The sequence below is a fragment of the Verrucosispora sp. SN26_14.1 genome (assembly GCF_004307965.1).
Taxonomy (GTDB): domain Bacteria; phylum Actinomycetota; class Actinomycetes; order Mycobacteriales; family Micromonosporaceae; genus Micromonospora.
Genome location: NZ_SISL01000038.1, coordinates 1 through 25,947, shown reverse-complemented (window position 1 = coordinate 25,947; position 25,947 = coordinate 1). Strand labels below are relative to the sequence as shown.

General features: G+C 71.8%; 20 protein-coding genes and 1 tRNA gene. 10 read left to right on the top strand and 11 right to left on the bottom strand.

Translation table 11 applies throughout. From position 1 onward, the window contains the following. Both EYA84_RS06515 and thrB read right to left on the bottom strand, forming a co-directional pair. A partial coding sequence (locus tag EYA84_RS06515; protein WP_201272313.1) for a Rho termination factor N-terminal domain-containing protein occupies positions 1-255 on the bottom strand: 255 nt, incomplete at its 3' end. Positions 256-551: 296 nt separating this feature from the next. Next, the gene (thrB, locus tag EYA84_RS06510; RefSeq protein WP_387261221.1) at positions 552-1,496 is read right to left on the bottom strand and encodes a homoserine kinase; all 945 of its coding nucleotides are present in this window, start codon (positions 1,494-1,496) and stop codon (positions 552-554) included. Between the two features lie 126 nt (positions 1,497-1,622). Between thrB and EYA84_RS06505 the strand changes: the two genes are divergently transcribed. After that, positions 1,623-2,099: a hypothetical protein gene (locus EYA84_RS06505; protein ID WP_131052102.1), complete on the top strand. Its 477-nt coding sequence runs from the start codon at positions 1,623-1,625 to the stop codon at positions 2,097-2,099. 10 nt (positions 2,100-2,109) lie between these two features. Here the strand turns inward: EYA84_RS06505 and EYA84_RS06500 are convergent, their stop codons facing one another. The 3 genes from EYA84_RS06500 to EYA84_RS06490 form a co-directional block, all read right to left on the bottom strand. Continuing rightward, positions 2,110-3,354: an MFS transporter gene (locus tag EYA84_RS06500; RefSeq protein WP_131052101.1), complete on the bottom strand. Its 1,245-nt coding sequence runs from the start codon at positions 3,352-3,354 to the stop codon at positions 2,110-2,112. A gap of 109 nt (positions 3,355-3,463) precedes the next feature. Continuing rightward, positions 3,464-6,748 (bottom strand): efflux RND transporter permease subunit, encoded by a 3,285-nt coding sequence (locus tag EYA84_RS06495; protein WP_131052100.1) that lies wholly within the window; start codon positions 6,746-6,748, stop codon positions 3,464-3,466. Between the two features lie 9 nt (positions 6,749-6,757). After that, positions 6,758-8,656, bottom strand: coding sequence for an ABC transporter ATP-binding protein (locus EYA84_RS06490; protein ID WP_236145624.1), 1,899 nt, complete (start codon positions 8,654-8,656; stop codon positions 6,758-6,760). Between the two features lie 76 nt (positions 8,657-8,732). On the opposite strand from EYA84_RS06490, the gene EYA84_RS06485 reads away from it, so the two are divergent. Continuing rightward, a complete protein-coding gene (locus EYA84_RS06485; protein WP_131052106.1) occupies positions 8,733-9,296 on the top strand; it encodes a TetR/AcrR family transcriptional regulator in 564 nt (187 codons plus the stop codon). A 12-nt stretch (positions 9,297-9,308) separates the two neighbouring features. Here EYA84_RS06485 and EYA84_RS06480 read toward each other — a convergent pair whose 3' ends face one another. From EYA84_RS06480 to argS, 5 genes are all read right to left on the bottom strand, one after another. Continuing rightward, the gene (locus EYA84_RS06480) at positions 9,309-10,517 is read right to left on the bottom strand and encodes an acyltransferase family protein (RefSeq protein ID WP_161594916.1); all 1,209 of its coding nucleotides are present in this window, start codon (positions 10,515-10,517) and stop codon (positions 9,309-9,311) included. Between the two features lie 74 nt (positions 10,518-10,591). Continuing rightward, the gene (gene thrC / locus EYA84_RS06475; RefSeq protein WP_131052105.1) at positions 10,592-11,641 is read right to left on the bottom strand and encodes a threonine synthase; all 1,050 of its coding nucleotides are present in this window, start codon (positions 11,639-11,641) and stop codon (positions 10,592-10,594) included. Between the two features lie 73 nt (positions 11,642-11,714). Then, a complete protein-coding gene (locus tag EYA84_RS06470; RefSeq protein WP_201272314.1) occupies positions 11,715-13,025 on the bottom strand; it encodes a homoserine dehydrogenase in 1,311 nt (436 codons plus the stop codon). An 8-nt stretch (positions 13,026-13,033) separates the two neighbouring features. Then, positions 13,034-14,446: a diaminopimelate decarboxylase gene (lysA, locus tag EYA84_RS06465; protein WP_131052097.1), complete on the bottom strand. Its 1,413-nt coding sequence runs from the start codon at positions 14,444-14,446 to the stop codon at positions 13,034-13,036. Between the two features lie 3 nt (positions 14,447-14,449). Next, positions 14,450-16,114 carry an arginine--tRNA ligase gene (argS, locus tag EYA84_RS06460; RefSeq protein ID WP_131052096.1) on the bottom strand — a complete coding sequence of 555 codons (1,665 nt, stop codon included), beginning with the start codon at positions 16,112-16,114 and terminating at the stop codon, positions 14,450-14,452. 101 nt (positions 16,115-16,215) lie between these two features. On the opposite strand from argS, the gene EYA84_RS06455 reads away from it, so the two are divergent. Both EYA84_RS06455 and EYA84_RS06450 read left to right on the top strand, forming a co-directional pair. Beyond that, positions 16,216-17,031, top strand: coding sequence for a DUF3105 domain-containing protein (locus tag EYA84_RS06455; protein ID WP_131052095.1), 816 nt, complete (start codon positions 16,216-16,218; stop codon positions 17,029-17,031). Between the two features lies 1 nt (position 17,032). Further along, the gene (locus EYA84_RS06450; protein WP_131052094.1) at positions 17,033-17,689 is read left to right on the top strand and encodes a DUF305 domain-containing protein; all 657 of its coding nucleotides are present in this window, start codon (positions 17,033-17,035) and stop codon (positions 17,687-17,689) included. 90 nt (positions 17,690-17,779) lie between these two features. Here EYA84_RS06450 and EYA84_RS06445 read toward each other — a convergent pair whose 3' ends face one another. Further along, positions 17,780-19,675 (bottom strand): BTAD domain-containing putative transcriptional regulator, encoded by a 1,896-nt coding sequence (locus tag EYA84_RS06445; protein WP_161594915.1) that lies wholly within the window; start codon positions 19,673-19,675, stop codon positions 17,780-17,782. A 265-nt stretch (positions 19,676-19,940) separates the two neighbouring features. On the opposite strand from EYA84_RS06445, the gene EYA84_RS06440 reads away from it, so the two are divergent. From EYA84_RS06440 to EYA84_RS06415, 6 genes are all read left to right on the top strand, one after another. Next, entirely contained in the window at positions 19,941-20,357 is a 417-nt protein-coding gene (locus EYA84_RS06440; RefSeq protein WP_131052092.1) for a hypothetical protein, read from the top strand. A gap of 221 nt (positions 20,358-20,578) precedes the next feature. Beyond that, the gene (locus EYA84_RS06435) at positions 20,579-21,271 is read left to right on the top strand and encodes a winged helix-turn-helix domain-containing protein (protein ID WP_131052104.1); all 693 of its coding nucleotides are present in this window, start codon (positions 20,579-20,581) and stop codon (positions 21,269-21,271) included. 261 nt (positions 21,272-21,532) lie between these two features. Beyond that, positions 21,533-21,607 (top strand) — tRNA-Arg (locus EYA84_RS06430). A 211-nt stretch (positions 21,608-21,818) separates the two neighbouring features. Beyond that, a complete protein-coding gene (locus EYA84_RS06425; RefSeq protein ID WP_131052091.1) occupies positions 21,819-22,523 on the top strand; it encodes a hypothetical protein in 705 nt (234 codons plus the stop codon). A gap of 20 nt (positions 22,524-22,543) precedes the next feature. After that, positions 22,544-24,898: a metallophosphoesterase gene (locus EYA84_RS06420; RefSeq protein ID WP_131052090.1), complete on the top strand. Its 2,355-nt coding sequence runs from the start codon at positions 22,544-22,546 to the stop codon at positions 24,896-24,898. A gap of 167 nt (positions 24,899-25,065) precedes the next feature. Continuing rightward, a complete protein-coding gene (locus EYA84_RS06415; protein ID WP_131052089.1) occupies positions 25,066-25,659 on the top strand; it encodes a DoxX family membrane protein in 594 nt (197 codons plus the stop codon). Positions 25,660-25,947: the final 288 nt, after the last annotated feature.

Here is a 25,947-nt window from a genome sequence, read left to right as displayed (position 1 = left end):
ACAGGCCGCGACCTCGGCCCGTGGTCGAGGGGCCCCGGCGGCGCTGCCCTGGCGCTCGGAGATCGCGCTGATCAGCTCGCCCTTGCGCATACGAGCCGTACCCGAGATGCCGAGCGACGCGGCCAGGCTCTGTAGCTCCGGCAGCAGCATCGCCGACAGGCCGGTGCCGCTGCGCCGACGCCGGGCAGGGGCAGCGGTGGTGGCATCGCCAGCGACGTTGGAAACATCCGACGTCACGTCGGTGGTGTCGCTCAATGGATTCCTTCCCTCGATAAGGCCGGGACTGCCCGGAATCGACTAACAGGTGGCCGGGCGGCCTCGGTGCACCCGCCTCGCATGACGCTTCGCGGGAGTCTGTGACACAGCAGCCGGTCGGTCGCCCGACCCACCAGGAAGCTGGTGAGCGGGTTTCGCCGTCTGCGGCGACCAGTGAAGACTGCGGTGCGGCGTGTGCCTAGGCAGGGGTGACGGGCTTACCGCCGAGAGCTTCGGGGGTGCGCCGACCCGCAGGAGATCGCATGCTTCGCGGCTGTGCTAAGTCTAGAGCGTAATCAACTCTTCCGACCTGCGGCAACAGGGTCCCGCTCCGCGTGTCCGAGTCTACCCTGCTCGACCTGCGCGCCGGGCACGTCTATCGGCAACCGCAGAATCTGCCATTCTGTTCCCGCGTCGAAGCCTTCCGGCAGCTCAGACAGGGCGAGCACGGTCGGTCCGGCACCACTGACCACGGCTGCCACACCGGCCGCACGCAACTCCTCGACCACTGCGGCCGTACCCGGCATCGACGATGCGCGATAACTCTGGTGCAACCGGTCGACGGTGGCCGGCAGCAGCAGACCCGGCTCGGTGGTCAACGCGTGCACCAGCAGCGCCGCCCGTCCGGCGTTGAGCGCGGCGTCGGCGTGCGGCACGGTCGCCGGCAACGCCGCCCGCGCCGACGCGGTCAGTCCGCGCTCGGTCGGCACCAGCACCGTCGGGTGTACGCCCTCGGCCACCGGCAACGACACCGCCCGCGCACCGCCGGACTCCGTCCAGGCCAGCGTGAACCCGCCGAGCAGGCAGGGCGCGACGTTGTCCGGATGCCCCTCGATCCGGGCGGCCAACCGCAACGCGGCGTCCTCGTCGAGCCGCTGCTCCCCGTCGACCACCAGGGCACGGGCCAGCAGCACACCGGCCACGATCGCGGCCGAGGAGGAACCGAGGCCACGCGCCTGCGGGATCCGGTTGACACACTCCAACGCCAGCCCGGACGGCTGGCCGCCGAGCTCGTCGAAGGTCGCCCGCATGGCGCGTACCACCAGGTGTCCGTCGTCGACCGGCAGGTCGTCGGCGCCCTCACCGGCCACCGACACGGTCACGCCACCCGCCGTCACCTCGGCGGCGACGTCGTCGTAGAGCGCGAGGGCGAGGCCCAGGGCGTCGAAGCCGGGACCCAGGTTCGCACTGGTGGCGGGGACCCGGACCCGGACCGGGCCGGCGGCGAATGTGGTCGGCACGCCGCCCATGCTAGGGCCCCACCGGCGACGCCCGACGCGCTGCCCGCCCCCTGGGACGCACCTCGCGCCCGGCACCCTTGCCCACAGGTCCTAGTCTGCCCAGACCGACGGCTTCGGGAGGACTGCGTGAGCGACGTCAGATATCTGCTGGTGCAGGTGGCGATGGATCTGCCGACGTTGATGGTGCTGATCACCGGAGGCGTGCTGGCGACGTCCGCCCGGGGGCGGCTGCCGGGAGCGGCCCGTCGTCTGCTGCTGGCCGGGCTCGCCGTCCTGCTGGCCGCCACGCTGATCAGCCTCGTGTGGTCGGTCGCGTTGCCCTGGGCGGTCACCGGGGGTACCGCCCGGTTCAGCGCGCTGTCCCTGGTCGTCGGGGTGATCAACGCACTGCTCTTCCCCGCCGGAGTCGGGCTGCTGATCGCGGCCGCGCTGGTCGGCCACCGGAGGGCGCCGGCACCGGGCGCCGCCGCACCGGGCGCCCCCACGGCCTGGGGTCCGCCGTCAGCCGACGCGTACCGACCTCCGGCGGACGCGTACCAGCAGCCGGCCGACCCGTACGGACCTTCGGCGGACCCGTACCGGCCGCCCACCGTTACGCGCTAACGGGGCGGGTCTACCGGGTCCCGGTCTCGGCGACGGTCGGCGCCGGGGCGGCGAGCGAGAGCCGTCGGGTGGCCACCCGCCAACCGATCGCGTACGTCAACGTGATCAGGCCGCAACTGGCCAGCACGATCCGTTCGTCCACCACGTCCACCACGGCGGCGACCGCGAGCTGGCTGACCGAGATCGCCAGGGTCGCCAGCATCATGTCGGTGGCGAACACCCGGCCCCGTAACCGGTCCGGCACCTCGCCCTGCAACGCGAAGTTCGACATCACCCAGTTGCTGCCGCCGGCGAAGTGCGCCACGAAGACCAGCACCAGCACCAGCGGGAACCAGGGCACCACCGAAGTGCCCAGATAGGCCAGCCCGTACGCCGACATGGACAGTGCCAGTCCGGGCAGCAGCCAGGCCCGGTTGGTCAGTACCCGGCGCATCAGGATCGGGCCGACCAGCGCGCCCGCGCCGCGTACCGCGAACAGCAGGCCGGTGCCGAGCGCGCCGACCCCGTACACCCCGGCCAGCAACGGGAAGACGGTCAGCACGCCGTTGCCCAGGCCGACCGCCGACTTCACCGTCACCAGGGCCAGCACCCGTGGGCGGTGCGCGATGTAGCCCAGCGCCTCGCGGATCGCCGCCCAGGTCTGCGGCGGCGCCTCGTCCTGCTCGCGCGCGGCCTGGAGGGGCCGGCGGATGCGGGTGGCCAGCAGCGCGGCGAGCACCAGCGCGACCGCGGCGACCCAGAAGCAGACGTACGGCCCGGCGGCGGCACTGAGGACCCCGCCGAGGGAGGCACCGACGACGGTCATGGTGCCCCAGGCCGACCCGGCCACCGCGTTGCCCGCCGCCAGCTCGTCCGGGTCGAGCACGTTCGGCAGGGCCGCCTGCGCGGCCGGGGAGTAGAACGCCTTGGCCACCGCGATCACGCCGATACCGAGCATCGCCAGCCAGGCGGTGCCGGCATCGCGTACGCCGAGCAGCAGCAGGGCGCCGACGAGCGCGGCCACGTTCGCGGCGATCATGATCGTACGACGGTCGAAGCGGTCGGCGACGGTCCCGGTGTACGGCAGCAGCAGCGCCACGATGCCGGTGTCCACGGCCAACACGAGCGCGCCCCACACGCCACTGCCGGTGAGCTGCGGCAACAGGACCAACAGCGGCACCATCACGAACCAGTCGGCGCCGAAGACCACCAGTTGAGCCAGGAAGAGACTGCGGAAGTTCCGGTTGCGGGTGATGACCCCGACGGTGGACGCCACGAGCCGGACCCTACCCGGCCGTACTCCCCCGGTGAGTCGGGGCGCGGACACCCGGATGTAAGGAGGGGTCCCCTGCTATGCACGAGGCGTTAGCAGGGGACCCCTCCTTTCACTCGGTGGGTGGGAACGGTGAGTTGCGGGTCTTCGGCAGCCGGAGCACCTCGAACTGGTCGGTGCTCTCGATCAGGGCGCCGGAGGGTGCCGCCGGCACCGGCCGGCTCTCCGGTCTGCGCTCCTCGGCGGGCGGCGCGGTCGCCGTCGCCTCCCGTCCGGCCGGCTCGTCGCCGGGCGCGTCGTCCGGGTCGGCGTCGCGCGGCTCGTCCTCGGACGACGGGCCGGACCGGCCCCGACGCCGGGCCAGCACCGACTCCTTGGTGTCCTCCACCATGGCGTACAGCGTGGGCACCAGGATCAGCGTGAGCAGGGTGGAGCTGAGCAGACCGCCGATCACCACGATCGCCAGGGGCCGGGAGATGAACCCGCCCTCGCCGGTGAGCCCGAAGGCCATCGGCGTCAACGCGAAGATGGTCGCGATGGCGGTCATCAGGATCGGGCGGAGCCGGTGGCGTCCACCCTCGACCACCGCCTCCCGCACGCCCATCCCCTGGGCGCGGTACTGGTTGACCAGGTCCAGCAGCACGATCGCGTTGGTCACCACGATGCCGACGAGCATGAGCACGCCGATCAGCGCCGGCACGCTCAACGCGGTGCCGGTGGCCAGCAGCAGGGCGACCGCGCCGGTGGCCGCGAACGGGATCGAGACCAGCAGGATCAGCGCCTGTACGACGCTGCGGAAGGTCGCCATCATGATCAGGAACACGATCGCGATCGCGGCCAGCACGGCCAGACCGAGATCGGCGAAGGTGTCCCGCTGCTCGGCGCTGACGCCACCGATGGTCAGGGTCGCTCCGGGTACGTCGATCGCGTCCAGCTCGCGTTGCAGCTCGGCGCTGATCGCACCCAGGTCGGAGCCGGTGACCGTGCCGGTGACCGAGACGCTGCGCTCACCGTCGATCCGTCGCACCTGCTGCGGTCCGGTGGTCTCGGTGACCTCGGCGATGTCGTCCAGCTTGACCGCGCCGACCCTTATCTCGCGCAGCTCGGTCACGGTCGTCGGCGGCTGCGCGGACAGCCGCAGCACCACGTCGCGCGCACCGCCGTCCAGGCTCACCTGGCCCAGCGGCGTACCCCGGAACGCCTGCGCCACGAGCTGACCGACCGCGGCCTCGGTGAGCCCGGCCCGGCTGACGGCCGTCCGGTCGACGGTCACCTCCACCCGTGGCACCTGCTCGGTCAGGGTGGACGAGACGTCCTCGACGCCCCGCAGGCGGGTCAGCACCGCCTGCGCCTGCTCGGCCGCGCGGGTCAGCGCCTCGGGGTCGGCGGCCCGCACCACCACGGCCAGCTCGTTCGCGGACGCGCCGCCCTGGCCCGCCGGGAACGTGATCTCGCCCGCGTCGGCGCCGAGCGCGCCGATCCGGTCCCGCAGGATGCCGCGCATCTCCTTGGCATCGGTCCCCTCGCCGAGCAGCAGCGCGTAGCTGGCCACGTTGTTGCCGGCGCCACCACCCCACGGCGAGTCGCCGCCACCGGCGGTGACCTGGTACGACCGCACCCCCGGCGTCTCCGCCAGCACCGCCTCGACCCGGCGGGCCGCCGCATCGGTGCCGCCCAGCCCGGTGCCCACCGGCAACTCCTGCCGGATGTTCAGGGTGTCCTGGCCGGAGTCGTCGAGAAAGTTGGTCTCCAACTGCCGGGCCAGGCCGAACGTGCCGAGCAGCACCACCAGACCGGCCGCCAGGGTGGCCAGGCGGAACGCCCGCCGGCCGGTGGCGAACCGGATCACCGGCAGGTACGCCCGCTGCAACGGGCTGCGCAGTTCCCGTTTCTCGGCGGCACGGCGCACGGTCGCCCCGTGGGCGCCGGTCACCGGCTTGAGGAACCAGTACGCGAGCACCGGCACCACCGTCAGCGAGACCAGCAGCGAGGCCAGCAGCGCCACCGTGACCGTGATCGCGAACGGCGCGAAGAGCTGGCCGACGAAGCCGCCGACCAAAGCGATCGGCGCGAAGACCGCGACCGTGGTCAGGGTGGAGGCGGTCACCGCTCCGGCCACCTCGCGGACGGCGGTGAGGATCGCCTCCCGCTTCGGTCCGCCGTACGTCAGGTGCCGTTTGATGTTCTCCAGCACCACGATCGAGTCGTCCACCACCCGCCCGACGGCGACCGTCAACGCGCCGAGGGTGAGCAGGTTGAGCGAGTAGTCGCCGATCCAGAGGGCGAGCAGCGCGACCACCACCGACAGCGGGATGGAGACCGCGGTGACCACGGTGGAGCGGATCGACAGCAGGAACACCAGGATGACCACCACGGCCATGATCAGGCCCAGCAGACCCTCGGTGCTCAACGTCTTGATCGACTTCTCCACGAACGGGGCCTGGTCGAGCACGACGGTCAACTCGGCACCGGTGGCGGCCCGCAGTCCGTCGAGCCGGTCGGCCACCTCGTGCGAGATCTGCACCGCGTTGCCGTCCGGGTCGGCGGTGACCGTGATGCCGAGGCTCTCGCGACCGTTGGTACGCGTGATCGCGGTGGCCGGGGCGAGCTGCTCGGAGACGGTGGCGACGTCACCCAGACGGACCGGACCGGTCTTGCCCTTCGGCGGCGCGACGATGACGGCCCGCAGGTCGTCCAGCGTGGTCAGGGGCGCGCCCACCTGCACCGGCAGCGCCCGGTTGCCGTCCAGGACCGCCCCGGCGGGCACCGACACCCCGTTGGCCTGCAACGCGGTGCCGATCGCGGTCGGCTGCACCTTGGCCCGGGACAGCTTGGCCGGGTCGGGGGTGATGACCACCAGGTCGTCACGGACGCCGGTCAGCTCGACACCGCGTACGCCCTCGATGGCCGCCAGCTCGGGCACCACCGTGTCCCGCAGCTTGGCCGCGAGGGCACGCTCGTCGTCACCGCCGCTGGCGGCCAGCACCACGGCCGGCAGGTCGTCCGTGCTGCCCGCGATCACCTGCGGCTCGACGTCGTCGGGCAACCGGGTGCGGTTGAGCGCGGTCTGCATCCGGTTGACCACGTCGTCCAGGTCGGTGCCGAACTCGTACTGCACCTGGATGGTGCTCAGTCCCTCGCGGGAGGTGGAGGTGACGCTGTCCAGCGCGGGGATGCCCCGCAGGCTGTTCTCGATCGGGACGGTCACCTGGGACTCGACGACCTCGGGTCCGGCACCGGGGTAGGACGCCACGATGAACGCGGCGGGGAACTCCAACGAGGGCAGGAGTTGCTGCTTCAGCGACGGCACGGCGTACGCACCGAACGCCGTGGTCACCACCGCGATGAGGGCGACCAGCCCTCGGTTGGCGAGGCTGAATCTGGCGAGCAGCGACATCGGCGTGGCTCACTCCTGGGGGAGACGTTCGAAGGGCACGAGCAGTGTGCCCGACCCGATTCGCCCGTCGGTGTCCGGGGCGGGCCCGGCGGGCACCGGTTCGGCGGTGCCGATCCGCAGCGACGCCACCAGGTCCCGGTACAGCTCGTCGGTGCGCAGCAGGGTGGCGTGGTCCCCGACCGCGCGGATCCGGCCCCGCTCCATCACCACGATCTGGTCGGCGTCGAGCACGGTGGAGAGTCGGTGCGCGATCGTCACCACCGCACCTTCCTCGGCCCGCTGCCGGACGCACCGGCTCACCACCGCCTCGGTCAGGCCGTCGACCTGCGAGGTGGCCTCGTCGAGCAACAGCACGTCCGGCGTCCGCAGCACCGCCCGCGCCAGCGCGATGCGCTGCCGTTCGCCGCCGGAGACGGTGGTGGCCGCCAGCGGCGTGTCCAGCCCGAGTTCCAGCCCGCTCACCTTCTCGTGCAGGTTCACCGCCCGCAGCGCGGCCCAGAGTTCGTCGTCGCTCGCGTCGGGGTGGGTGAAGCGCAGGTTGTCCCCGATGGTGCCGGGCACGACCGGCGCCTCCTGCTCCACGTAGGCCAGACGCCCACGGATCTGCGCCGGGGTGTGGTCCGGGTAGCGCCGGCCGTCGAGCAGCAGTTCCCCGTGCTCCGGTTCGACGAAGCGCAGCAGCAGGGAGAAGAGTGTGGTCTTGCCGGCTCCGGAGGGCCCGACCAGCGCGGTGTGGCCGACGCGGGGGATCTCCAGGTCGATGTCGCGCACGGCGGGTGGCGCGGAGGGCGCGTACCGGGCGGTGACGCCCCGCAGCGTCAGCACCGGCCCGGAGCGGTCGCGGTGGCCGGCGGTGACGACCGGCGGTACCGGCTCCGGCGCGGCGGACGCGGTGACGGTCGGCGACGAACCGGGTTCGGCCTCGACCGCCTCGATCTCACGGAGCCGACCGGCCGCCGCGATCCCGGCCTGCATGGCGGTGAGGTTCTGGGTCAGCTCGCCGATCGGCCCCATCAGCCCGAAGGCGTAGAGCAGGAACGCGATCAGGGTGGAGACCTCGATCAGGCCGCGTTCGGCCCGTGCCGCCCCGACGCCCAGGATGACGATGACGGCGAGCTGGATGCCGGTCCAGGAGATGGTCCACACCAGGGCGCTGCGTCGGGCCGCGCGGAGCCCGTGCTCGGCGGCCTCGCGGGCGTGCGTGGTGAGCGCCGACGTCTGGCGCTGCTCGGCGCGACTGGCCTTGACCGTCCGGATGGCGCGCAGAGAACCCTCCAGGGCCCCGCCGAACCGCCCGACGGATTCCTGCGCCGCTTCCTGGGCGCGGCCGATCGAGGGCAGCAGGTATCCCATCAGGACCGCCACCACGACCACCGCGACCATGGTGGCGCCGAGCAGCACCAGGTCGAGCGCACCCATCAGCACCAGCGTTCCGACCAGCGCCAACGCACCGTTGGTCAGGCCCACCAGACTGCCGGACGCCTGGTGCAGCAACGCGGGGTCGGAGGTGGCCCGGGTGACCAGTTCACCGCCGGAGCGGTGCGTGAGCTGGTCGATCCGGGCGGCGAAGTAACGGCGGATCACCCCGGTGCGGGCGTCGAGCACCACCCGTTCGGCGATGCGGCCCATCAGGATCCACTGCCACAGCGAGATGGCGGCACCCACCACCACGAGCACCAGCAGCACGGCGACCGGTCGGGCCAGCGACTCACCGGCGCCGAGGGTGTCCAGCACCCACTTGGTCACCAGCGGGGTGGCCAGCCCGGCCGCGTTGGCGACCAGGCCGAGCAGCAGCCCGACCAGCATGGCCGGCCAGTGCGGCCGGAGGTAGGTCAGCAGCAGCCGGGTCCGGGCCCTCGGGGCGGTCGGCTCCGATTCGGTCGCGGCGGGTACGGCGGTCACAGTCACCCGGCAATGGAACACCACTGTTCCACTACGGGCAAGCAATATTCCGAATCTGTACGTTGGTAACCTGTCCGGCGTGATGACCACCGACGAGAGCGGCAGCCGGGCGCGGACCCGGCAGGCGATCCTGCAGGCCGCGATCGAGGTGCTCAGCCACAACCAGGCCGCCAGCCTGAGCGAGATCGCCACCGCCGCCCAGGTCGGCCGGACCACCCTGCACCGCTACTTCGCCGAACGCTCCGACCTGCTGGCCGCCGTGGCCGCCGAAGGCGCGAACCGGCTCATCGAGGCCACCGGACGCGCCCGCCTGGCCGACGGCACCGGCGCCGAGGCGCTGCTCCGTCTCTGCGCGGAGTACTTCGACCTGGGTGACCTGCTCTCGCTCGTCTTCGCCGAGCCGACGATCATCGAGGACCCGATCTGGGGCACCGAGGTCTGCGACGACGACTTCTACGCGATGATCGCGCGCGGCCACGCCGACGGCAGCATCGACCCGGCGCTGCCCGCGCCGTGGGTGCAGTCGGTGCTCTGGTCCCAGCTCTACGCCGGCTGGAGCTACCTGGCCTCCCACGAGGTCTCCCGGCACGAGGCCCTCGGCCTGGTCATCCGGACCGTCGCCGGCGCTGTCGCACCCCGGGGCTGACCCTCCGCCGGCTCACCCTCGTTCAGCCCCGACCGGCGGCATCGGCCCGTCGACGGCGGTCCGTCCACGCGGCACGCCCGCACCACCACGGCGCGTCGAGCGGGACACCGCCGGGGCGCCCACCCGCAGCAGCCGTGGACGCCGCCGGGCGGCGAGGTCCTCGATCCACCCGACGGCCAGCGCCGCGACGGCCGTCAGCAGGACCATCCCGACCAGCCGTATCCCCACGTGGGCGACGGAGTCGAAGGAGAGCCACGGCATGAGCAGGGCGGTGATCGCCGCACTGGCCGGGATGTGCCACAGATAGACGGTGAGCGCCCGGGCGTTGACCAGGCGCAGCAGCCCGCCGCCCCGCGTCGGCCGGACCTCCCCGGTCGACCGGGCAACGGCGGTCGACCGGGGGGCCCACCGCAACAGCGCCGCGACCCAGGCCATCGACCAGATGGTGGAACCGGCCGGGATGTGGTTGAGCTCGCCCGGCGCACCCGTGGTGGCGGCGAGCAGCACCCAGGTGCCACCGACGGTGGCCAGCACCAGGACCAGACCGTGGTAGAGGCGGGCCGGCACCCGCCGCAGCAGTCCGTCGTGGTAGGCGAAACCGAGCAGCCAGCAGGGCAGGTACGACACGACGAAGTAGAACTGGGTCACCCCGGCGAGATGAGCGCACACCGGCAGGGCGGTGGCCGCCGCCAGCACGGGCCACGGCCAGCGGCGGTACAACGGCAGGAGCAGCGGTGAGAGCAGGGTCAGCCACAGGTACGTCGAGACGTACCAGAGGCCGACGGTGAACGCCCACCCCCAGGACATCGCGCCGGCCGACGGCACCCGCAGCGGCAGCAGCCACCAGCAGACGTCGCCCCAACCGAACCCGCTCGGCGTGCCGGAGACCTGACCGGCGACGGCCACCAGCACCAGCACCGTCGCGCCGAAGGCCCAGAACGGCACCAGCAGCCGCCGCATCCGACGGCCGACGGCACGGGTGCCGTACCGGTCCAGCGACGCGGCGAGCAACGCGCCGGCGACGCCGAACATGACGCCCATCGCCGGCACCAGCAGGCTCAGCCACAGCCACCCGGTGGCGTGGTACAGCAGCACCCGGGCCAGTGCCGCCGCGCGCAGCAGGTCCAGGTAGGAGGTCCGTGACTGCGCGGCCACCACGGGCGCGACGCCTGTCGCGTCGGGTGTCCGCCGAGCCTCGGCAGCCACCGGGTCGGTAGCCACCCCATAGTTGTACCGCCAGAAGACGCCTTTGCGACCAAAATGCCCATAAAGGAGCAAGTGTCGGTTTGGCTGCCTCAGGCGAGATCGAGCGAACGGGCGGCGGCGAGCGGGTCGTTGGCGATGGTGACCGGCGCCGGAGCCGTGGTGATCGCCCACTCCGGATCCTTCAGACCGTGCCCGGTGACCGTGCAGACCACGGTGGAACCGGCCGGCACCCGCCCGGCGGCGGCCTGCTGCAACAGACCCGCCACGCTGGCCGCGCTGCCCAGTTCCACGAAGACGCCGACCTCCCGGGCCAGCAGGCGGTACGCGGTCAGGATCTCCCGGTCGGTGACCGACTCGATCAGGCCGCCGCTGGCGTCCCGGGCGTCCAACGCCTTCGTCCAGCTCGCCGGGTTGCCGATCCGGATCGCGGTGGCGATCGTGGACGGCTCGGGCACCACCTGCCCGGTCACGATCGGTGCGGCACCGGCGGCCTGGAAGCCGTACATCTTCGGGGTGCGGGTGGCGTTGCCGGCGGCGGCGTCCTCGCCGTAGCCCATCCAGTACGCGGAGATGTTGCCGGCGTTGCCGACCGGCAGGCAGTGGATGTCCGGCGCGTCGCCGAGCGCCTCCACGATCTCGAACGCGGCCGTCTTCTGACCGTGCAGCCGATCGATGTTGACCGAGTTGACCAGCGCCACCGGGTAGTCCTGGGCGAGCTTGGCGGCGAGTGCCAGACAGTCGTCGAAGTTGCCGGTGACCTGGAGCAGCTTCGCGCCGTGCACCAGAGCCTGGGCCAGCTTGCCGAGGGCGATCTTGCCCTGCGGCACCAGCACCGCGCAGGTCACCCCGGCGCGGGCCGCGTACGCGGCGGCGGAGGCACTGGTGTTGCCGGTGGAGGCGCAGATGATCGCCTTGTTACCCGCCTCGACCGCCTTGGAGACGGCCATCGTCATGCCCCGGTCCTTGAACGAACCGGTCGGGTTGGCGCCCTCCACCTTGAGGTAGACGTCGCAGCCGAGCCGCGCGGAGAGCACCGGCGCGGGCAGCAGCGGCGTGTTCCCCTCGTGCAGCGTGACGACCGGCGTGGCGTCGGTGACCGGCAGCCGGTCCCGGTACGCCTCGATCAGACCCCGCCACATGCCGCTCTCCTCGCCTCTCGTACCCGTCACCGGTCACCACCGGCCGGGAGCCGCACCCATCCGGTCCGCCCGCTCACGAGCCCCCCTCGACCCGCAGCACGCTCGCCACCGAACGGACGATATCGAGCCCGCGCAGTTCGCCGACGGTCGCCGCGAGCGCCGCGTCCGGCGCCACGTGGGTCACGATGACCAGGATCGCCTCGCCCGCTCCCCCGGTACCGCCGCCGGCCGGCCCCTGCCGCACGGTGGCGATCGAGACGTCGTGGCGGGCGAACACCCCGGCCACCGCCTCCAGCACACCCGGACGGTCGGCCACGTCGAGACTGATGTGGTAGCGGGTGAGCGCCTCGCCCATCGGGCGTACCGGCAGGTCGGCATAGGCGGACTCGCTGGCCGCCCGGACCCCGGCCAGCCGGTTGCGGGCCACCGCGACCACGTCGCCCAGCACCGCGCTGGCGGTCGGCGACCCTCCCGCGCCCCGGCCGTAGAACATCAACTGCCCGGCCGCGTCGGCCTCGACGAAGACCGCGTTGAACGCGTCGCCGACGCCGGCCAGCGGGTGGCTCAGCGGGATCATCGCCGGATGGACCCGGACGCTGACCGTCTCGCGGCCCTGCCCGTCGGCACCGCGCGCGGCGATGCAGAGCAGCTTGATCGTGCACCCCATCGCCTTCGCGCTGGCCACGTCGGCGGCGGTCACCTCGGTGATGCCCTCACGGTGCACGTCGTCGGCACCGACCCGGGTGTGGAAGGCCAGCGAGGCGAGGATCGCCGCCTTGGCCGCCGCGTCGAAGCCCTCCACGTCGGCGGTCGGGTCGGCCTCCGCGTACCCCAGCTCGGTGGCCTCCTCCAGCGCCTCGGCGAAGCCGGCGCCGGTGGCGTGCATGGCGGAGAGGATGAAGTTGGTGGTGCCGTTGACGATGCCGGTGACCCGGGTGATCCGGTCACCGTGCAGCGACTCGCGCAGCGGGCGCAGCAGCGGGATCGCCCCGGCCACCGAGGCCTCGTAGTAGAGGTCCGCGTCGCCCTCGGCCGCCGCGTCGTGCAGCGTGCCGCCGTCCTCGGCGAGCAGCGCCTTGTTGGCGGTGACCACGCTCTTGCCGGCCCGCAGCGCCTCGACCAGCCAGCCACGCGCCGGTTCGATGCCGCCGACCACCTCCACGACCACGTCCACGTCGTCGCGCTTGATCAGCCCGAGCGCGTCGGTGGTGAACAGGGCCGGATCGACCGGCAGGTCACCACGGTCACGCCCGAGCCGGCGTACCGCGATGCCGGCGATCTCCAGCGGAGCACCGATCCGGGCGGCGAGGTCGGCGGACTGCACGTGCAGCAGCCGCACCACCTCGGCGCCGACGGTGCCGCAGCCGAGCAGGGCCAGGCGCACAGGTTGATTCATCCCACATCCAAGGCGAGCAGGTCCTCTTCGGTCTCCCGTCGAACGATCAGCCGGGCCTGGCCGTTCCGCACCGCGACCACCGGGGGGCGGGGCACGTGGTTGTAGTTGCTGGCCATGCTGCGGCAGTAGGCACCGGTGCCCGGCACCGCGACAAGATCTCCGGGCTGCACGTCGGCGGGCAGGAATTCATCCTTCACCAGGATGTCCCCGGACTCACAATGCTTTCCCACCACGCGGGCGAGCATCGACCCGGCGGAGGTCGCCCGGGAGGCCAGCGTCGCCGAGTACGCGGCGTCGTAGAGCGCGGTCCGGATGTTGTCGCTCATCCCCCCGTCGACGCTGACGTAGGCACGGTGCCCGTCGGCCGCGTCACCACCGGCGCCGACCAGCACGGACTTCACGGTGCCCACCTCGTAGAGGGTGAACACGGCCGGGCCGACGATCGCCCGACCCGGCTCGATCGAGACGCGCGGCACGGCCAGCCGCTCCGCGGCGCACTCCGCGTCGACGATCCGGCGCAGCCGCTTGGCCAGCTCGTGCGGGGTCGAGGGGGCGTCCTGGGTGGTGTACGCGATGCCGAAGCCGCCGCCGAGGTCCAGCTCCGGCAGCTCGACGCCACGGGCGTCGCGGATCTGCGCCTGGAGCGCGAGCACCCGGCGGGCGGAGACCTCGAAGCCGCTGGTGTCGAAGATCTGCGAACCGATGTGCGAGTGCAGGCCGCGCAGTTCCAGCACGTCCTCGTCGAGGATGCGCAGCGCCGCCGCGCTCGCCGCGCCTCCGGCCAGCGAGAAGCCGAACTTCTGGTCCTCGTGCGCGGTGGCGATGAACTCGTGGGTGTGCGCCTCCACGCCGACGGTGACCCGGATCATCACCCGGGGCCGGACGCCCCGCTCGCGGGCCAGCGCGGTGAGCCGGTCGATCTCGGCGGACGAGTCGACGATGATCCGGCCTACCCCGGCGTCCAACGCCCGGGTCAGCTCGGCCACGGACTTGTTGTTGCCGTGGAAACCGATCCGCGCCGGATCCATCCCGCCGGCCAGCGCCACGGCCAGCTCCCCGCCGCTGCACACGTCGAGGAAGAGGCCCTCCTCGGCGATCATCCGGACCACCGCCCGGCAGAGGAACGCCTTGCCCGCGTAGTAGACGTCCTCGTCCGGAAAGGCGTCCCGGAAGTCGCGGCAGCGCGACCGCAGGTCCTCCTCGTCCAGCACGTACACCGGGGTGCCGAACCGGGCGGCCAGGTCGCGGACGTCCAGGCCGGCGACGACCAGCGCGCCGTCGTCGCCGCGCCGGGTCGTGCGCGGCCACAGGCGCGGCACCAGGGCGTTGACGTCGGCCGGGGCACGCAGCCACGACGGCCCCCGGTTGCCGATGTCACCGTGCAGCGCACCGGCCTCGTGAGCGCGCATCGGTCACATCCTCTCGGGGGCCGAGACGCCGAGCAGGCGCAGGCCGTTGGCGATGACCACCCGGGTCGCGTCGTTCAGCCAGAGCCGGGCCCGGTGCAGGTCGGTGATCTCCTCGTCGCCCCGGGGCAGGACCCGGCAGTTGTCATAGAACCGGTGGTACGCCCCGGCCAGGTCCTCCAGGTAGCGGGCCACCCGGTGCGGCTCGCGCAGCTCGGCGGCGGCGGCCACCACGGCGGGGAACTCGGCGAGCGCCTTGAGCAGCTCGTTCTCCTTGTCGTGGTCGAGCAGCTCGGGCCGGAACGAGCCGGTGTCGCCCCGGGTCAGCCCGACCTCGGCGGCGTTGCGCGCGACGTTGGCCGTCCGGGCCGCCACGTACTGTACGTAGTAGACCGGGTTGTCGCGGGTGGCCCGGGTCCACAACTCGATGTCGATGTCGATGGGCGAGTCGCTGGAGTAGCGGGCCAGCGCGTACCGGGAGGCGTCCACCCCGATGGCGTCGACCAGGTCCTCCAGGGTGATCACGGTGCCGGCGCGCTTGCTCATCCGCACCGGGGCGCCGTCGCGCACCAGGTTGACAAGCTGGCCGATGAGGATCTCCAGGGTCTGCTCCGGCTCGTCGCCGAAGCAGGCGGCCATCGCCTTCATCCGGCCGATGTAGCCGTGGTGGTCCGCGCCCAGCATGATCACGACCCGGTCGAAGCCGCGCTCCCGCTTGTCCAGGTAGTAGGCGCAGTCGGCGGCGAAGTACGTCCACTCGCCGTTGGACTTGCGCAGCACCCGGTCCTTGTCGTCACCGAAGTCGGTGGTGCGCAGCCAGGTCGCGCCGTCGGCGTCGAAGACGTGCCCCTGCTCGCGCAGCCGGGTCAGGGCGTGCTCCAGCTCACCCCGGTCGTGCAGGTCCTTCTCGTTGAAGTAGGTGTCGAACTCCACCCCGAAGTCGCGCAGCGAGGACTTGATCTCCTCGAACATCAGCGCGACGCCCTCCACCCGGAAAACCTCCTGGGCGGCGGTCTCGTCGAGCGACAGCACCTCCGGCCGCCGGGTGGTGACCTCGGCGGCGATCTCCGCGATGTACGCCCCGCCGTAGCCGTCCTCCGGCGCCGCCTCGCCCCGGGCGGCGGCGAGCAGCGAGCGGGCGAACCGGTCGATCTGGGAACCGGCGTCGTTGAAGTAGTACTCCGTACCGACCTCGGCACCGGCGGCCCGCAGCAGGCGGCTCAGCGCGTCGCCGACCGCCGCCCACCGCACGCCGCCGATGTGCACCGGTCCGGTCGGGTTGGCCGAGACGAACTCCAGGTTGACCTTCAGGCCGGCGAGCCGGTCGCCACGGCCGTACTCCTCGCCCGCCTCGATGATGCTCCGGGCGAGCTGGCCGGCGGCGGCGGCGTCCAGCCGGATGTTGAGGAAGCCGGGGCCGGCGATCTCCACCGACTTGACCCCCGCCGTGCTGCCCAGCGCGGCGGCGAGCCCGGTGGCCAGCTCGCGGGGCGGTACGCCCACCTTCTTGCTGAGCTGGAGCGCCAGCGTGGAGGCGTAGTCGCCGTGCTCGGGGTTGCGGGGCCGCTCGACCGTCGTGTGCTCCGGCAGCGCGGAGCGGTCCAGCCCCCGGTCGGTGAAGACGGCGTGAGCGGCGGCCAGGACGGCTTCGGCGAGTTCAGCGGGAGTCACCGAACCATGTTATCGGGGGTAGACTCGGTCCCCGCGGCGGCGACCCGGCATCGGGGGCTGGGCCGCCGGACTCCTCTGACCGACCGACCTGACGAGGCACGATGAGCATCAGCACCCCGGGCGGCCCGCAGCGCCGCCCGACCGTGGTCAGCACCGGTAAGAAGCCGGCGGCTGGTCGGCCGGCCGCCGGCGACAAGCCGACCGGCGACAAGACCGGGTCCGGCAAGCCGGCGACCCCCCGCTCCGGCGGTGGCAAGGGCCCCCGCAAGCCGATCACCCCGGTGAAGGTCAGCCAGGGGCGCTCCTGGGGGCCGATCGCCCTCTTCGTCGCCGTGGGCGTGCTCGCCACCTCGATCATCGGCTTCGGCGCCTGGGCGACCTTCAAGGGCAGCCAGTCGTGGCAGGACAAGGCTGCGGCGATCGACGGCGTCGTCAACTTCCGGGAGAGCGACCCGGAGAGCATCGCCAACCAGGAGCACCGGGCCGGCAAGATCGAGTACCCGCACAGCCCGCCGGTCGGCGGCCCGCACAACAACACGTGGCAGCGCTGCCAGGGTGACGTCTACACCGCGCCGATCGCCAACGAGCACGCGCTGCACAGCCTGGAGCACGGCGCGGTCTGGATCACCTACCGCCCCGACCTGCCCGAGGCGGACGTGGCGAAGCTCGCCGACATCATCCGCGGCAACGACTTCATGCTGATGAGCCCCTACGAGGGCCTCGACAAGCCCGTCTCGATCCAGGCGTGGGGCTACCAGCTCAAGGTCGACGACGCCGGCGACTCCCGGCTGAAGGAGTTCGCCACCGTGCTGGCACAGAACGCCTCGATGGAGCCGGGCGTGCCCTGCTCCTCCGGCAACTACACCACCGGCACCGGCACCGAGCCGCGCGAGATGCAGCCCACGCAGGGCGGCTGACATGCCCACCGCCGTGCAGGACCCACCGGTGACCGAGCAGACGGGCGGGGCAGCACCCCGCCCGGCCTCCCGGACCCTGCGGTATCTGACGCTGGCCGTGACCGCGCTGATGCTGCTCGCCGTCGGGTGGACGGCTGCCACGCTGGCCGCCGGGCGGACGCCGGGTGAGGAGTCGGCCGAGGCCGGCTTCGCCCGGGACATGTCCCGGCACCACGCGCAGGCGGTCGAGATGGCCATGCTCGCGTACGCCAAGGGGCAGGATCCGGCGATCCGGCAGATGGGGTACGACATGGCCCTCACCCAGCAGGCGCAGATCGGGCACATGCAGCGCTGGTTGCAGGAGTGGGACCTGCTGCCCACCGGCACCCGGCCGGCGATGGAGTGGATGCCGGACGGCGTACGGGTGGACGCGAACGGGCTGATGCCCGGCATGGCCACCCGGGAGCAGATCACCCAGCTCCACGAGGCCCAGGGTGCCGAGGTCGACCGTCTCTTCATCGACCTGATCATCAAGCACCACCTCGGCGGGATCCACATGGTCGACGGGCTCCTCAAGACGTCCGACCGGGCCGAGGTGGTCCGGATGGCCGAGGCCATGAAGCAGGCGCAGCAGAAGGAGATCAACGAGCTCCGGAAACTCCAGCAGGCCGCCGGCTGATACCGGGACGGTCCGCGACCGCCGCGACACGTGTACGACCGGAGAGGGGCCCCGCCGGAACACCGGCCGGGCCCCTCGCCCGTCCGCAGGTCAGCCGGCGACCCGTAGGTCCCACGGTGGTCCCGGTCTCCTCGGCACCACCCGCAGCCGACGTCCGCCGGGCACGTCGGTCATCCCGGCCGGTCGGCTCTGACCGAGGCGCTTGCGGGCGTACAACCGGTAGAGCCGGTGGATGTGGAACAGGCCGGCGGCATCCTCGCGGACCAATTGGGCGTTCACCAGGTCCTCCAGCAGCCGCCGTACCACCCGAGGACTGACGCCGACCATGCCCGCCGCCGTCTTGACGGTGAACCGGTCGACCGGCATCAGCCCCAGGCACCGGAACAGCCATCGGGCGGGCTTCGGCAGCGCCTGGTAGGAGCGGTCGAACGCCGCCTCGATCAGAGAGCGATCGGCGTCGTCGATGGCCAGCGCGGCCAGGGCGTCCCCCCGGCGCAACTCGGCGACCTTGGCGCCGACGGAGCGCCGAGGCTGCCCGATCAGCGTGGCGGCGGCCACCCGGAGGGCGAGCGGCAGGTACGCGCATGCCCCGGCCAGGGCATCCACCGTTCCCGCCGGCTCGCCGGCCAACCGCTGCTCGCCGAGCAGCGAGGTGAGCAGCGCCCGGGCCTCCTCCGGTGCGAGCGTGCCGACCGGCATCGGGTGCGCGCCCTCCCGGGCGACCAGACCGGTCAGCCGGTCCCGGCTGGTGATCAGCACGGCGCAGCTCGCCGACCCGGGCAGCAGCGGACGAACCTGGTCCGCCGACTCGACATCCTCGAACATGAGCAACAGTCGTCGGCCGGCGAGCAACGAACGGTAGAGGTTGCCGGCCTCGGCGCGGCCGGTCGGCACCTGGTCGGCGGGCACGCCCAACGACCGCAGCAACATGCCGAGCGCGAGAGTCGGGTCCAGGCATCCATCGCCGGCCCGACCGCCGAGATCGAGATGGAGCTGGCCGTCCGGGAAGCGATCGAGTGACCGGTGCGCCCATCGCAGAGCGAGAGCGGTCTTGCCGGCACCGGCCGCGCCCGCGAGCACGACCGGGCGCGAGCAGCCGGAGTCGGTGAGCAACACCCGGTCGAGTTCCCGCAACTGGTCGGCCCGACCGACGAACAGGGTCGGGTCCGGCAGGAGTTGCGCCGGCCTCGGCCGGCTAGCCCCGACGGCAACCGGGACGGCGGACGACGTCGTCGCGGAACTGGTCGGCACCTGCTGGCGCAGCACGCTGAGCTGCGCGGCGGTGAGCCGCGGCCCGGGCTCCAACCCGAGTTCGTCGGCGAGCCGGAGCTTGGCCTCCTCGTAGACCTGAAGGGCCTGCGCCTGTTGACCGGCACCGGCCAGGGCGACCACCAGCTGCGCGACGAGGCGCTCGCGCAGCGGATTGGCGCCGACCATGGTGGACAACTCCACGACGAGTCGGGTGTGCCGTCCCAGGCTCAGCTCGATGTCGGCGAGGTCCTCGTACGCCGCCAGGCGCTGTTCCTCCAGTGCCGCCACCGCGCCCGCCACGAACGCGCCGTTGGCGCCGCCCAACGGCGCGCCGCGCCAGAGCGCCAGCGCGGACCGGAGCAGGTCGGCCGCTTCCTCACTCCGGCCGGCCGCCGCGTACGACTGGGCGGTCTCGGTGCACTGCACGAACTCCGCATGGTCCAACTCCCCGTCGGCCACCACGATCCGGTAGCCGCCCGCCTCGCTCACCAGCGTGCCGTCCTCCGCCCCGATCGCCAGCGCCCGGCGAAGTCCGGACACCCCCGCCTGCACCTGCACCCGGGCGGTGGGCGGCGGCGCGTGCGCCCAGAGGGCGTCGACGAGGTGGTCTGTGTGGACGACCCGATTCGCATTGAGTAGGAGACAGGCGAGCACTGCCCGCTGTCGGGGCCGGGTGAGGCGAACCTGCCGATCGTCCAGGCACACCGCTACCGGCCCGAGAAGCTTCCACTTCATCACGGCCCCCGTTGCCGATCTGACCACCTGTGCCGTGGCCAGCGCCAGAATAACCATCCGCTGAGGCCGAGCACCGACCCATTTCAGTGACGTCGGTCGATACAGGCGCTCATCGACCACGTACCGCCTGATGACGCATCCCATCGATGAAATCCGCTTAGCGGCTTCGTAGTGAACGCGTAGCCGACCCGGCGAAACTCGGCCGGACAGGACGCACCGGACCTTCCCGGTGCGCGTCAGGACCACTCACCGAAGGGCAGAACACATGCTCAAGCATCTCGCCCGGTATCTCGCCGTGATCGCCCTGGCCGTGGGCGGCACGACGGTGGCCACCGCGTCACCGGCGTTCGCGATCGGCGGCTGCGACCAGAGCAACGCGACGGTCGGCGCCTGCTTCGACCATCCCAACGGCAACAGCAACGCCCGGGCCGACTTCTACTTCAACCGCACGCCCGACAGCAGCTACTACAGCTACTCGGTGTGGATCGAGATCAACGGCACCCGTCACCAGAAGGTCAACAAGGCGCGCCTGACCAGTTCGGGCCGGCACTGCTGCTGGTACCAGCCGGTCTCCAGCCTGCCGCCGAGTTGGAAGACCGGTCGGACCATCGTCACCATCTACACCAGCACCGGAGCGGCACACACCACCTCGACCAGCCCGAGCTACAGCTTCTACGTCTGACCGGAACGAGCTACCGGGAGTGGCCCGACGCGCACCGCCACCACGTCGCGTCGGGCCGCTCCGGCGTCAACCGGACCTGCCGTCCCGCCGACCGCCCGACCGCCCTAGATGATCCACATCCACTATCATCCGATTTGACACATCTGAGCTATTTACTGAGCTTGACAACCTTTCTCCCCACATATCGTGACCAGTTGGGATTCGGGCTCGTTGCGCAGGACGTGGGGGTTGCACTCAGAGACGCACGGCGTTCGGTCACCAGCTGGTGCCGACGCCACACCATCGGCGGTGACGGGACGGTGGCAGCCGTCCGTCGCGGACAGCGGCAGAGCGAGTCGGGAGCGCTCAGCCGCGAGCAGGAGCTGGAACTCATCGACACCCTGCGGGGCGTCCACCCCGACGAGTTCGGGCTGGACGAGGAACTCTGGACTCGCCAGAGTCTGCACACCCTGATCGAGCAGCACTTCGGGCTGACCCTGGACGCCGGGGTCGTCGGGGCGTACCTGCGGGCCTGGGGGCTGGGCCCCCGCGAGCCGCGCGAGCGCGCCTGCGGGCTCTGCGTCGGCGCGGTCGAGCGGTGGGTACGCGGCGAGTACCCGGCCATCACCCGGGCCGCCCAGGAGCACCTCGCCGAGGTCTACTGGCTCGGCCGGGTACGCCTCCGGGGCACCATGCCGGCAGCCGACGTGATCTCGGCGGTCTCCTCGCGCGGCCGGGTGCGGTTCATGGTCACCACGCCGTCGGTGGATCCGGCACTACCCCGGGACTTCGTGCTCCGCCTCAGCGGCACCGAGCAGCGCACCGTGCACCTGATCGTGGACGGCTCCTGGGCCCGCAACGAGTGGCCCCGCCGCCTCCCCCGACGCATCGTGCCGCACCCCCTCCCGAGCTGCGGCCGAGCCCAAGCCGCCTGACCCACCCCACCCCGTCCCCGCCCCGCCCCGTCCCATCCCGTCCTCGTCCGCCCACCAGCCTGACGTCGATCATGGAGTTGTGGCACCCGCAAAAGCCCACATGAAGGGTTAAAAGGTCGCCACAACTCCATGATCACCGGGGTTAGGCGGGGTGAGGGCGCGGGGTGGGGCGCAGGGTGGGGCGCGAGGCGGGCGCGGGGTGGGTCGGGGTGCCGGTTCGGCGATCGGGGGGCGGGTTTGCTAGTCTTCTCCAGTCGCTGAGCCCCCGTAGCTCAGGGGATAGAGCACCGCCCTCCGGAGGCGGGGGCGCAGGTTCGAATCCTGCCGGGGGCACCAGAGCAGACCAGCACGAGCAAGGCCGTTGACCAGAAATTCCCGGTCAGCGGCCTTTTTCGCGCCCAGCGGGCAGCACCGGACACGCACCGACCAAGGTCGGATCGCCCTTCCGGGCCGTGACGACCCCCGATCGGCGGTCAGTACGGGGATGCGTGCCGACACTATGCTGTGAGCACCTCGCCACTCTGCGGAAGGGCTGCCGGTGCCCCGGGTGAACGTACGGTGGTCGCGGATCTCGGCCACCGAGAAGGCGTCCTACGGTGGTGCGGCGATCGCGGCCTCGGCCACGGTGGCGGTGGCGGTCGTGCAGGGCGCGGTGCCGTTGCTCGCCGGGCAGGGCGGAGCGGTCGCGGTCGCGGTGGTGTCGTTCCTCGCCGGGGTGGCCGTTACCGGCGCGACGGTCGCGGTGGTCGCCACCGTACGCCGACGATCCCTGGCCGGTGACGGACCGGAGTTCGACGTCTTCGTCTCGACGCCGATGGCCTCCCTGCCAAAGTCGGAGTACCCGGCCCACCGCCGACAGATCATGACGCTGATCCGGGAGATCGAGCAGCGCGCCGGGCTGAGCTGCTACTACGCCGGACGGGACCGTCCCGAGATCGCCGACTTCCCCGCCGTCGACCTGGGGTTCCGGGACGAGTTGCGGGCGCTGACCCACAGTCGACACTTCCTGCTGGTGCTGCCCGTGTCGAATCCGTCGAGCGCGCTGGTCGAGGCCGGGGTGGCGATCGCCCTGCGCACACCGTCCATCTATTTCAGACACACGTCCGCGGTGCTGCCGTTCCTCCTCCGGGGAGCGGCCAACTCCAATCATCCGGACATACCCCGAATCCGGGTCTACGAATACGCTGATTTCAGCGAGTTGGCGACCCTGGTCCGGGTCAACGGCAAGGGCCTTTTCGAGAGCCACACCTGACCAGCACGATCGGAACGTGGATGTCGAACATCTCGGGCGCCAAGAAACTCTTCGTCATCATGCCGTTCGGTCTGAAGCGGCTGCCCTCCGGCCTGATGCACGACTTCGACCGCTTCTATCACGGGATCCTGCGCCCGGTGGCTCAGGACGCCGGGTGGTCGGTGTTCCGCGCCGACGAGATCACCGAGCCGGGCACCATCGTCAACCAGGCGTTCCGGCACCTCCAGGCCGCCGACGTGGTGGTCGCCGACATCAGCTCGCCCAACGGCAGCGTCTACTACGAGTTGGGCGTGCGGCAGGCCATCTCGCCGGGCAAGACGATTCTCGTCGCGGTGCACGGCACCGAGTTGCCGTTCGATCTGAAAAGCCAGCGGGTGCTCTTCTACAGCCCACAGTTCGACCAGGATCCACGGTTCCGGTTCGCGTACCGCGAGGCGCTCATCTCGGACAGCCCGCACGTCCACAATCCGGTCCGGGACGCGTTGAGCGACCTCGGGTTGAACTTCCATCCGCGTACCGACCGGGTCGCCTTCGAGCAGGAACTGCACCACAAGATCGAGCGGAGCCGCAACATCGAGCAGTTGCTCGCGGTCTGGCACTGGGCGCGGCAGTCGGGTGACCTGCCGACCGGGGCGTTGCTGTCGTTGAGCAACCGGTTGGCCGCCGAGGGCGACTACGCCAGCGCGGTGCAGGTCCTCGACGCCGCCTTCCCTGAGGCTGACGGCGACTGGGAGGTGCACCGGCAGCGCGGCTTCTACCTGCGCAAGCTGACCCGGCTCGACGCGGCCGAGGTGGCGCTGAACCGGGCGTACGAGCTGAACCCCTCGGACCCGGAGACGCTCGGCATGCTCGGCGGCGCACTGAAACGTCAGGGCCGGTACGCCGAGGCGCTGCGCCTCTACCAGCAGGGTGCCACCCTCTCCCCCACCTCGTTGTACCTCGCGGTGGCCTGCGCCGGCATGCTGGCCATCGCCGATCCCGGCAACCCCGAACCGGCGCTCGCCCGGTACCGGCAGTTGCTCGACGAGATCGACTCCCGCCCCGGGCAGGAGACCGACTCCTGGGCGAACCTGGTCCGGGCCGAGGCACACTTCGTGCTGGGCGACGTGGAGGCGGCCCGCCGCTTCGGCCGGGCGGCGGTCCGGTACGGCGCGGAACGGCTGCACCTGGAGTCGACCGCCGACCAGATTCTCATGCTGCACGCCAACGGCCTGCCGCTGCGCGACGCGGACGGTTTCGCGCGCTGGCTCGTCGACGGGGCCAGGGACCCGGCGTCCACGACCGTGGAGGAGCGGGGCGCACCGGCGACCGATCCGGACTTCCCTCGTCGGATGATCTTCCACATCTCCGACGTCCACTTCGGATCGATCACCGAGGACGGCAGCCGCATCGACGTGCACCGGTTCGCCGACACCGAGAACTCCGACCGGCTCAGCGTCGAGCTGACCCGGGAGTTCCACGGCGCCCTCAAGCGGTCGGGCTGCGCCGCCTCGGACGCCGTCCTGGTGGTCTCCGGCGACTCCACCTACACCGGTCGGCAGGACGAGTTCGACCTGGTCCGGCAGTTCCTCACGGAGCTGTGCGAGAACACCGGGATGGACCGCAGCCAGGTGGTGCTGGTCCCCGGCAACCACGACATCGACTGGCTCCAGACCAAGTCGAACCGGGCCAACCGCTTCGACAACTACCTCACCTTCGCGCACCAGTTCTATGGCGAGGAACTGTTCCACGAGGTCTATCCCCGCATCGAGTGGGACCTGCGGACCTCGGGCACCCGGCCGGAGGCGAGGGAGATCGTCTATCGGCGTACCGACCGGACGATGACCGTCGTCGGGTTGAACTCCTGCATCTTCGAGGACGACCAGAACCACTACGGCTACATCGGCAAGCGTCAGCTCGACATCGTCAAGGACCTGCTGGAGCAGGAGCCGCCGGAGAACGTACGGGTCGCGGTCATGCACCACCACCTGCACCCCTTCCCCGAACCGCTGGAGCCGCGACGGGGTGACGCGGTCGTGCTCGACCTGTCCACCGTCCGCGACGCCGGGCTGGTGGAGCAGCGCCTGGAGCGGCTCGGCTTCTCGCTGCTGCTGCACGGGCACAAGCACAAGCCGCAACTGCGCGAGACGCTGGTGCGGATCCCGCAGAACGACTCCAGCGTGACGCCCCGCCCGCTGATCGTCTCCGGCTGTGGCAGCACCGGAGTCAGCCAGCACGAACTGGAGCACAACCAACCGAACCACTTCGCCGTCCTGGAACTGGCCCAGCCGGTCCGGGTGCCGGGTGCCGACTTCCTGGTCATCGAGTGGCGCGAGCTGGCCGTGGCACCGGGCGCCGAATGGGTCACCAAGCAGCGCTGGACCATCAAGGGCTGACCTCGCCCGGTGCCTCCGCGAGGGCCGGGTCCGCGCACGTGCCGGTCGCCGAGGGGCCTGTCGGGGACGGGACCTTGGTCCTGCCCGGCTCAGGTGTTCCGGCCCGGGTGCCGGAGCCCCGGCGCGGGGGATGGTGATCCCGTAAGAAGCTGACTGCGGAGGCGACGATGACCATCCACCACGGCACCCGACGATCGATCGAACGGCCGCTGGAGCACGCCGAGATGCCCGGCGCCATGCTCACCGTCACCGCCGCGCGGGCGCTGGCCGTGCTGCGGGTCGCCACCGGCCTGATCTTCCTCTGGGCCTTCCTCGACAAGACCTTCGGCTTCGGGTACGCCACCCCGGCCGAGCGGGCCTGGATCAACGGTGGCTCCCCCACCCGGGGCTTCCTCGCCAACGTGGAGGTGGGCCCGTTGCAGTCGATCTCCCACACGATCGCCGGCACCTGGTGGGCCAACGTGCTGTTCATGGTCGGTCTGGCCGCCATCGGCGTCGCCCTGGTGGCCGGTGTCGGGCTGCGCGTCGCCGCCGCCTCGGGCACCGTGATGATGGCGCTGATGTGGCTGGCCGAGTTCCCGCTTGCCCGGTTCACCGCCGCTGGCGACCCGACCGGCTCGACCAACCCGCTGGTCGACTACCACCTGATCTACGCGGTGGCGCTGATCGCCCTCGCCGCCGCGTACGCCGGACACACCTGGGGTCTGGGGCGGATCTGGGCCCGCCTGCCCTTCGTGCAGCGGCACCGCTGGATGATCTGACGCCCCGACCGACGCCGGGCCGGACCGCCTCCAGGGTCCGGCCCGGCGTCGTGTCGGCACCTGTCGACGAACCCGCACCGTCTTCCGGCGGACCGGACCCGGCACAGCACCAGGCGGACCGGACCCGCACCGCACCGCACCGCACCGGGCAGACCGGACCTCAGCCCGACTCTCCGGAACGGGTTCCTCGACGCGTCGGTCCTCTGCTGCCGCCCTCGGCGCGCCGGCCCATCACCCCGTCCTCAGCCGCCCTCGGCGCGCCGGGCGCGGGCCCGGCCCCGGCCCACG

Coding starts and splice junctions, on each gene's coding strand:
- EYA84_RS06445 (WP_161594915.1), bottom strand. CDS start 19,675: ATGAAGTGGAAGCTTCTCGGGCCGGTAGCGGTGTGCCTGGACGATCGG.
- EYA84_RS06495 (WP_131052100.1), bottom strand. CDS start 6,748: ATGTCGCTGCTCGCCAGATTCAGCCTCGCCAACCGAGGGCTGGTCGCC.
- lysA (WP_131052097.1), bottom strand. CDS start 14,446: ATGCGCGCTCACGAGGCCGGTGCGCTGCACGGTGACATCGGCAACCGG.
- EYA84_RS06485 (WP_131052106.1), top strand. CDS start 8,733: ATGACCACCGACGAGAGCGGCAGCCGGGCGCGGACCCGGCAGGCGATC.
- EYA84_RS06415 (WP_131052089.1), top strand. CDS start 25,066: ATGACCATCCACCACGGCACCCGACGATCGATCGAACGGCCGCTGGAG.
- EYA84_RS06450 (WP_131052094.1), top strand. CDS start 17,033: ATGCCCACCGCCGTGCAGGACCCACCGGTGACCGAGCAGACGGGCGGG.
- thrC (WP_131052105.1), bottom strand. CDS start 11,641: ATGTGGCGGGGTCTGATCGAGGCGTACCGGGACCGGCTGCCGGTCACC.
- EYA84_RS06420 (WP_131052090.1), top strand. CDS start 22,544: ATGTCGAACATCTCGGGCGCCAAGAAACTCTTCGTCATCATGCCGTTC.
- EYA84_RS06455 (WP_131052095.1), top strand. CDS start 16,216: ATGAGCATCAGCACCCCGGGCGGCCCGCAGCGCCGCCCGACCGTGGTC.
- EYA84_RS06440 (WP_131052092.1), top strand. CDS start 19,941: ATGCTCAAGCATCTCGCCCGGTATCTCGCCGTGATCGCCCTGGCCGTG.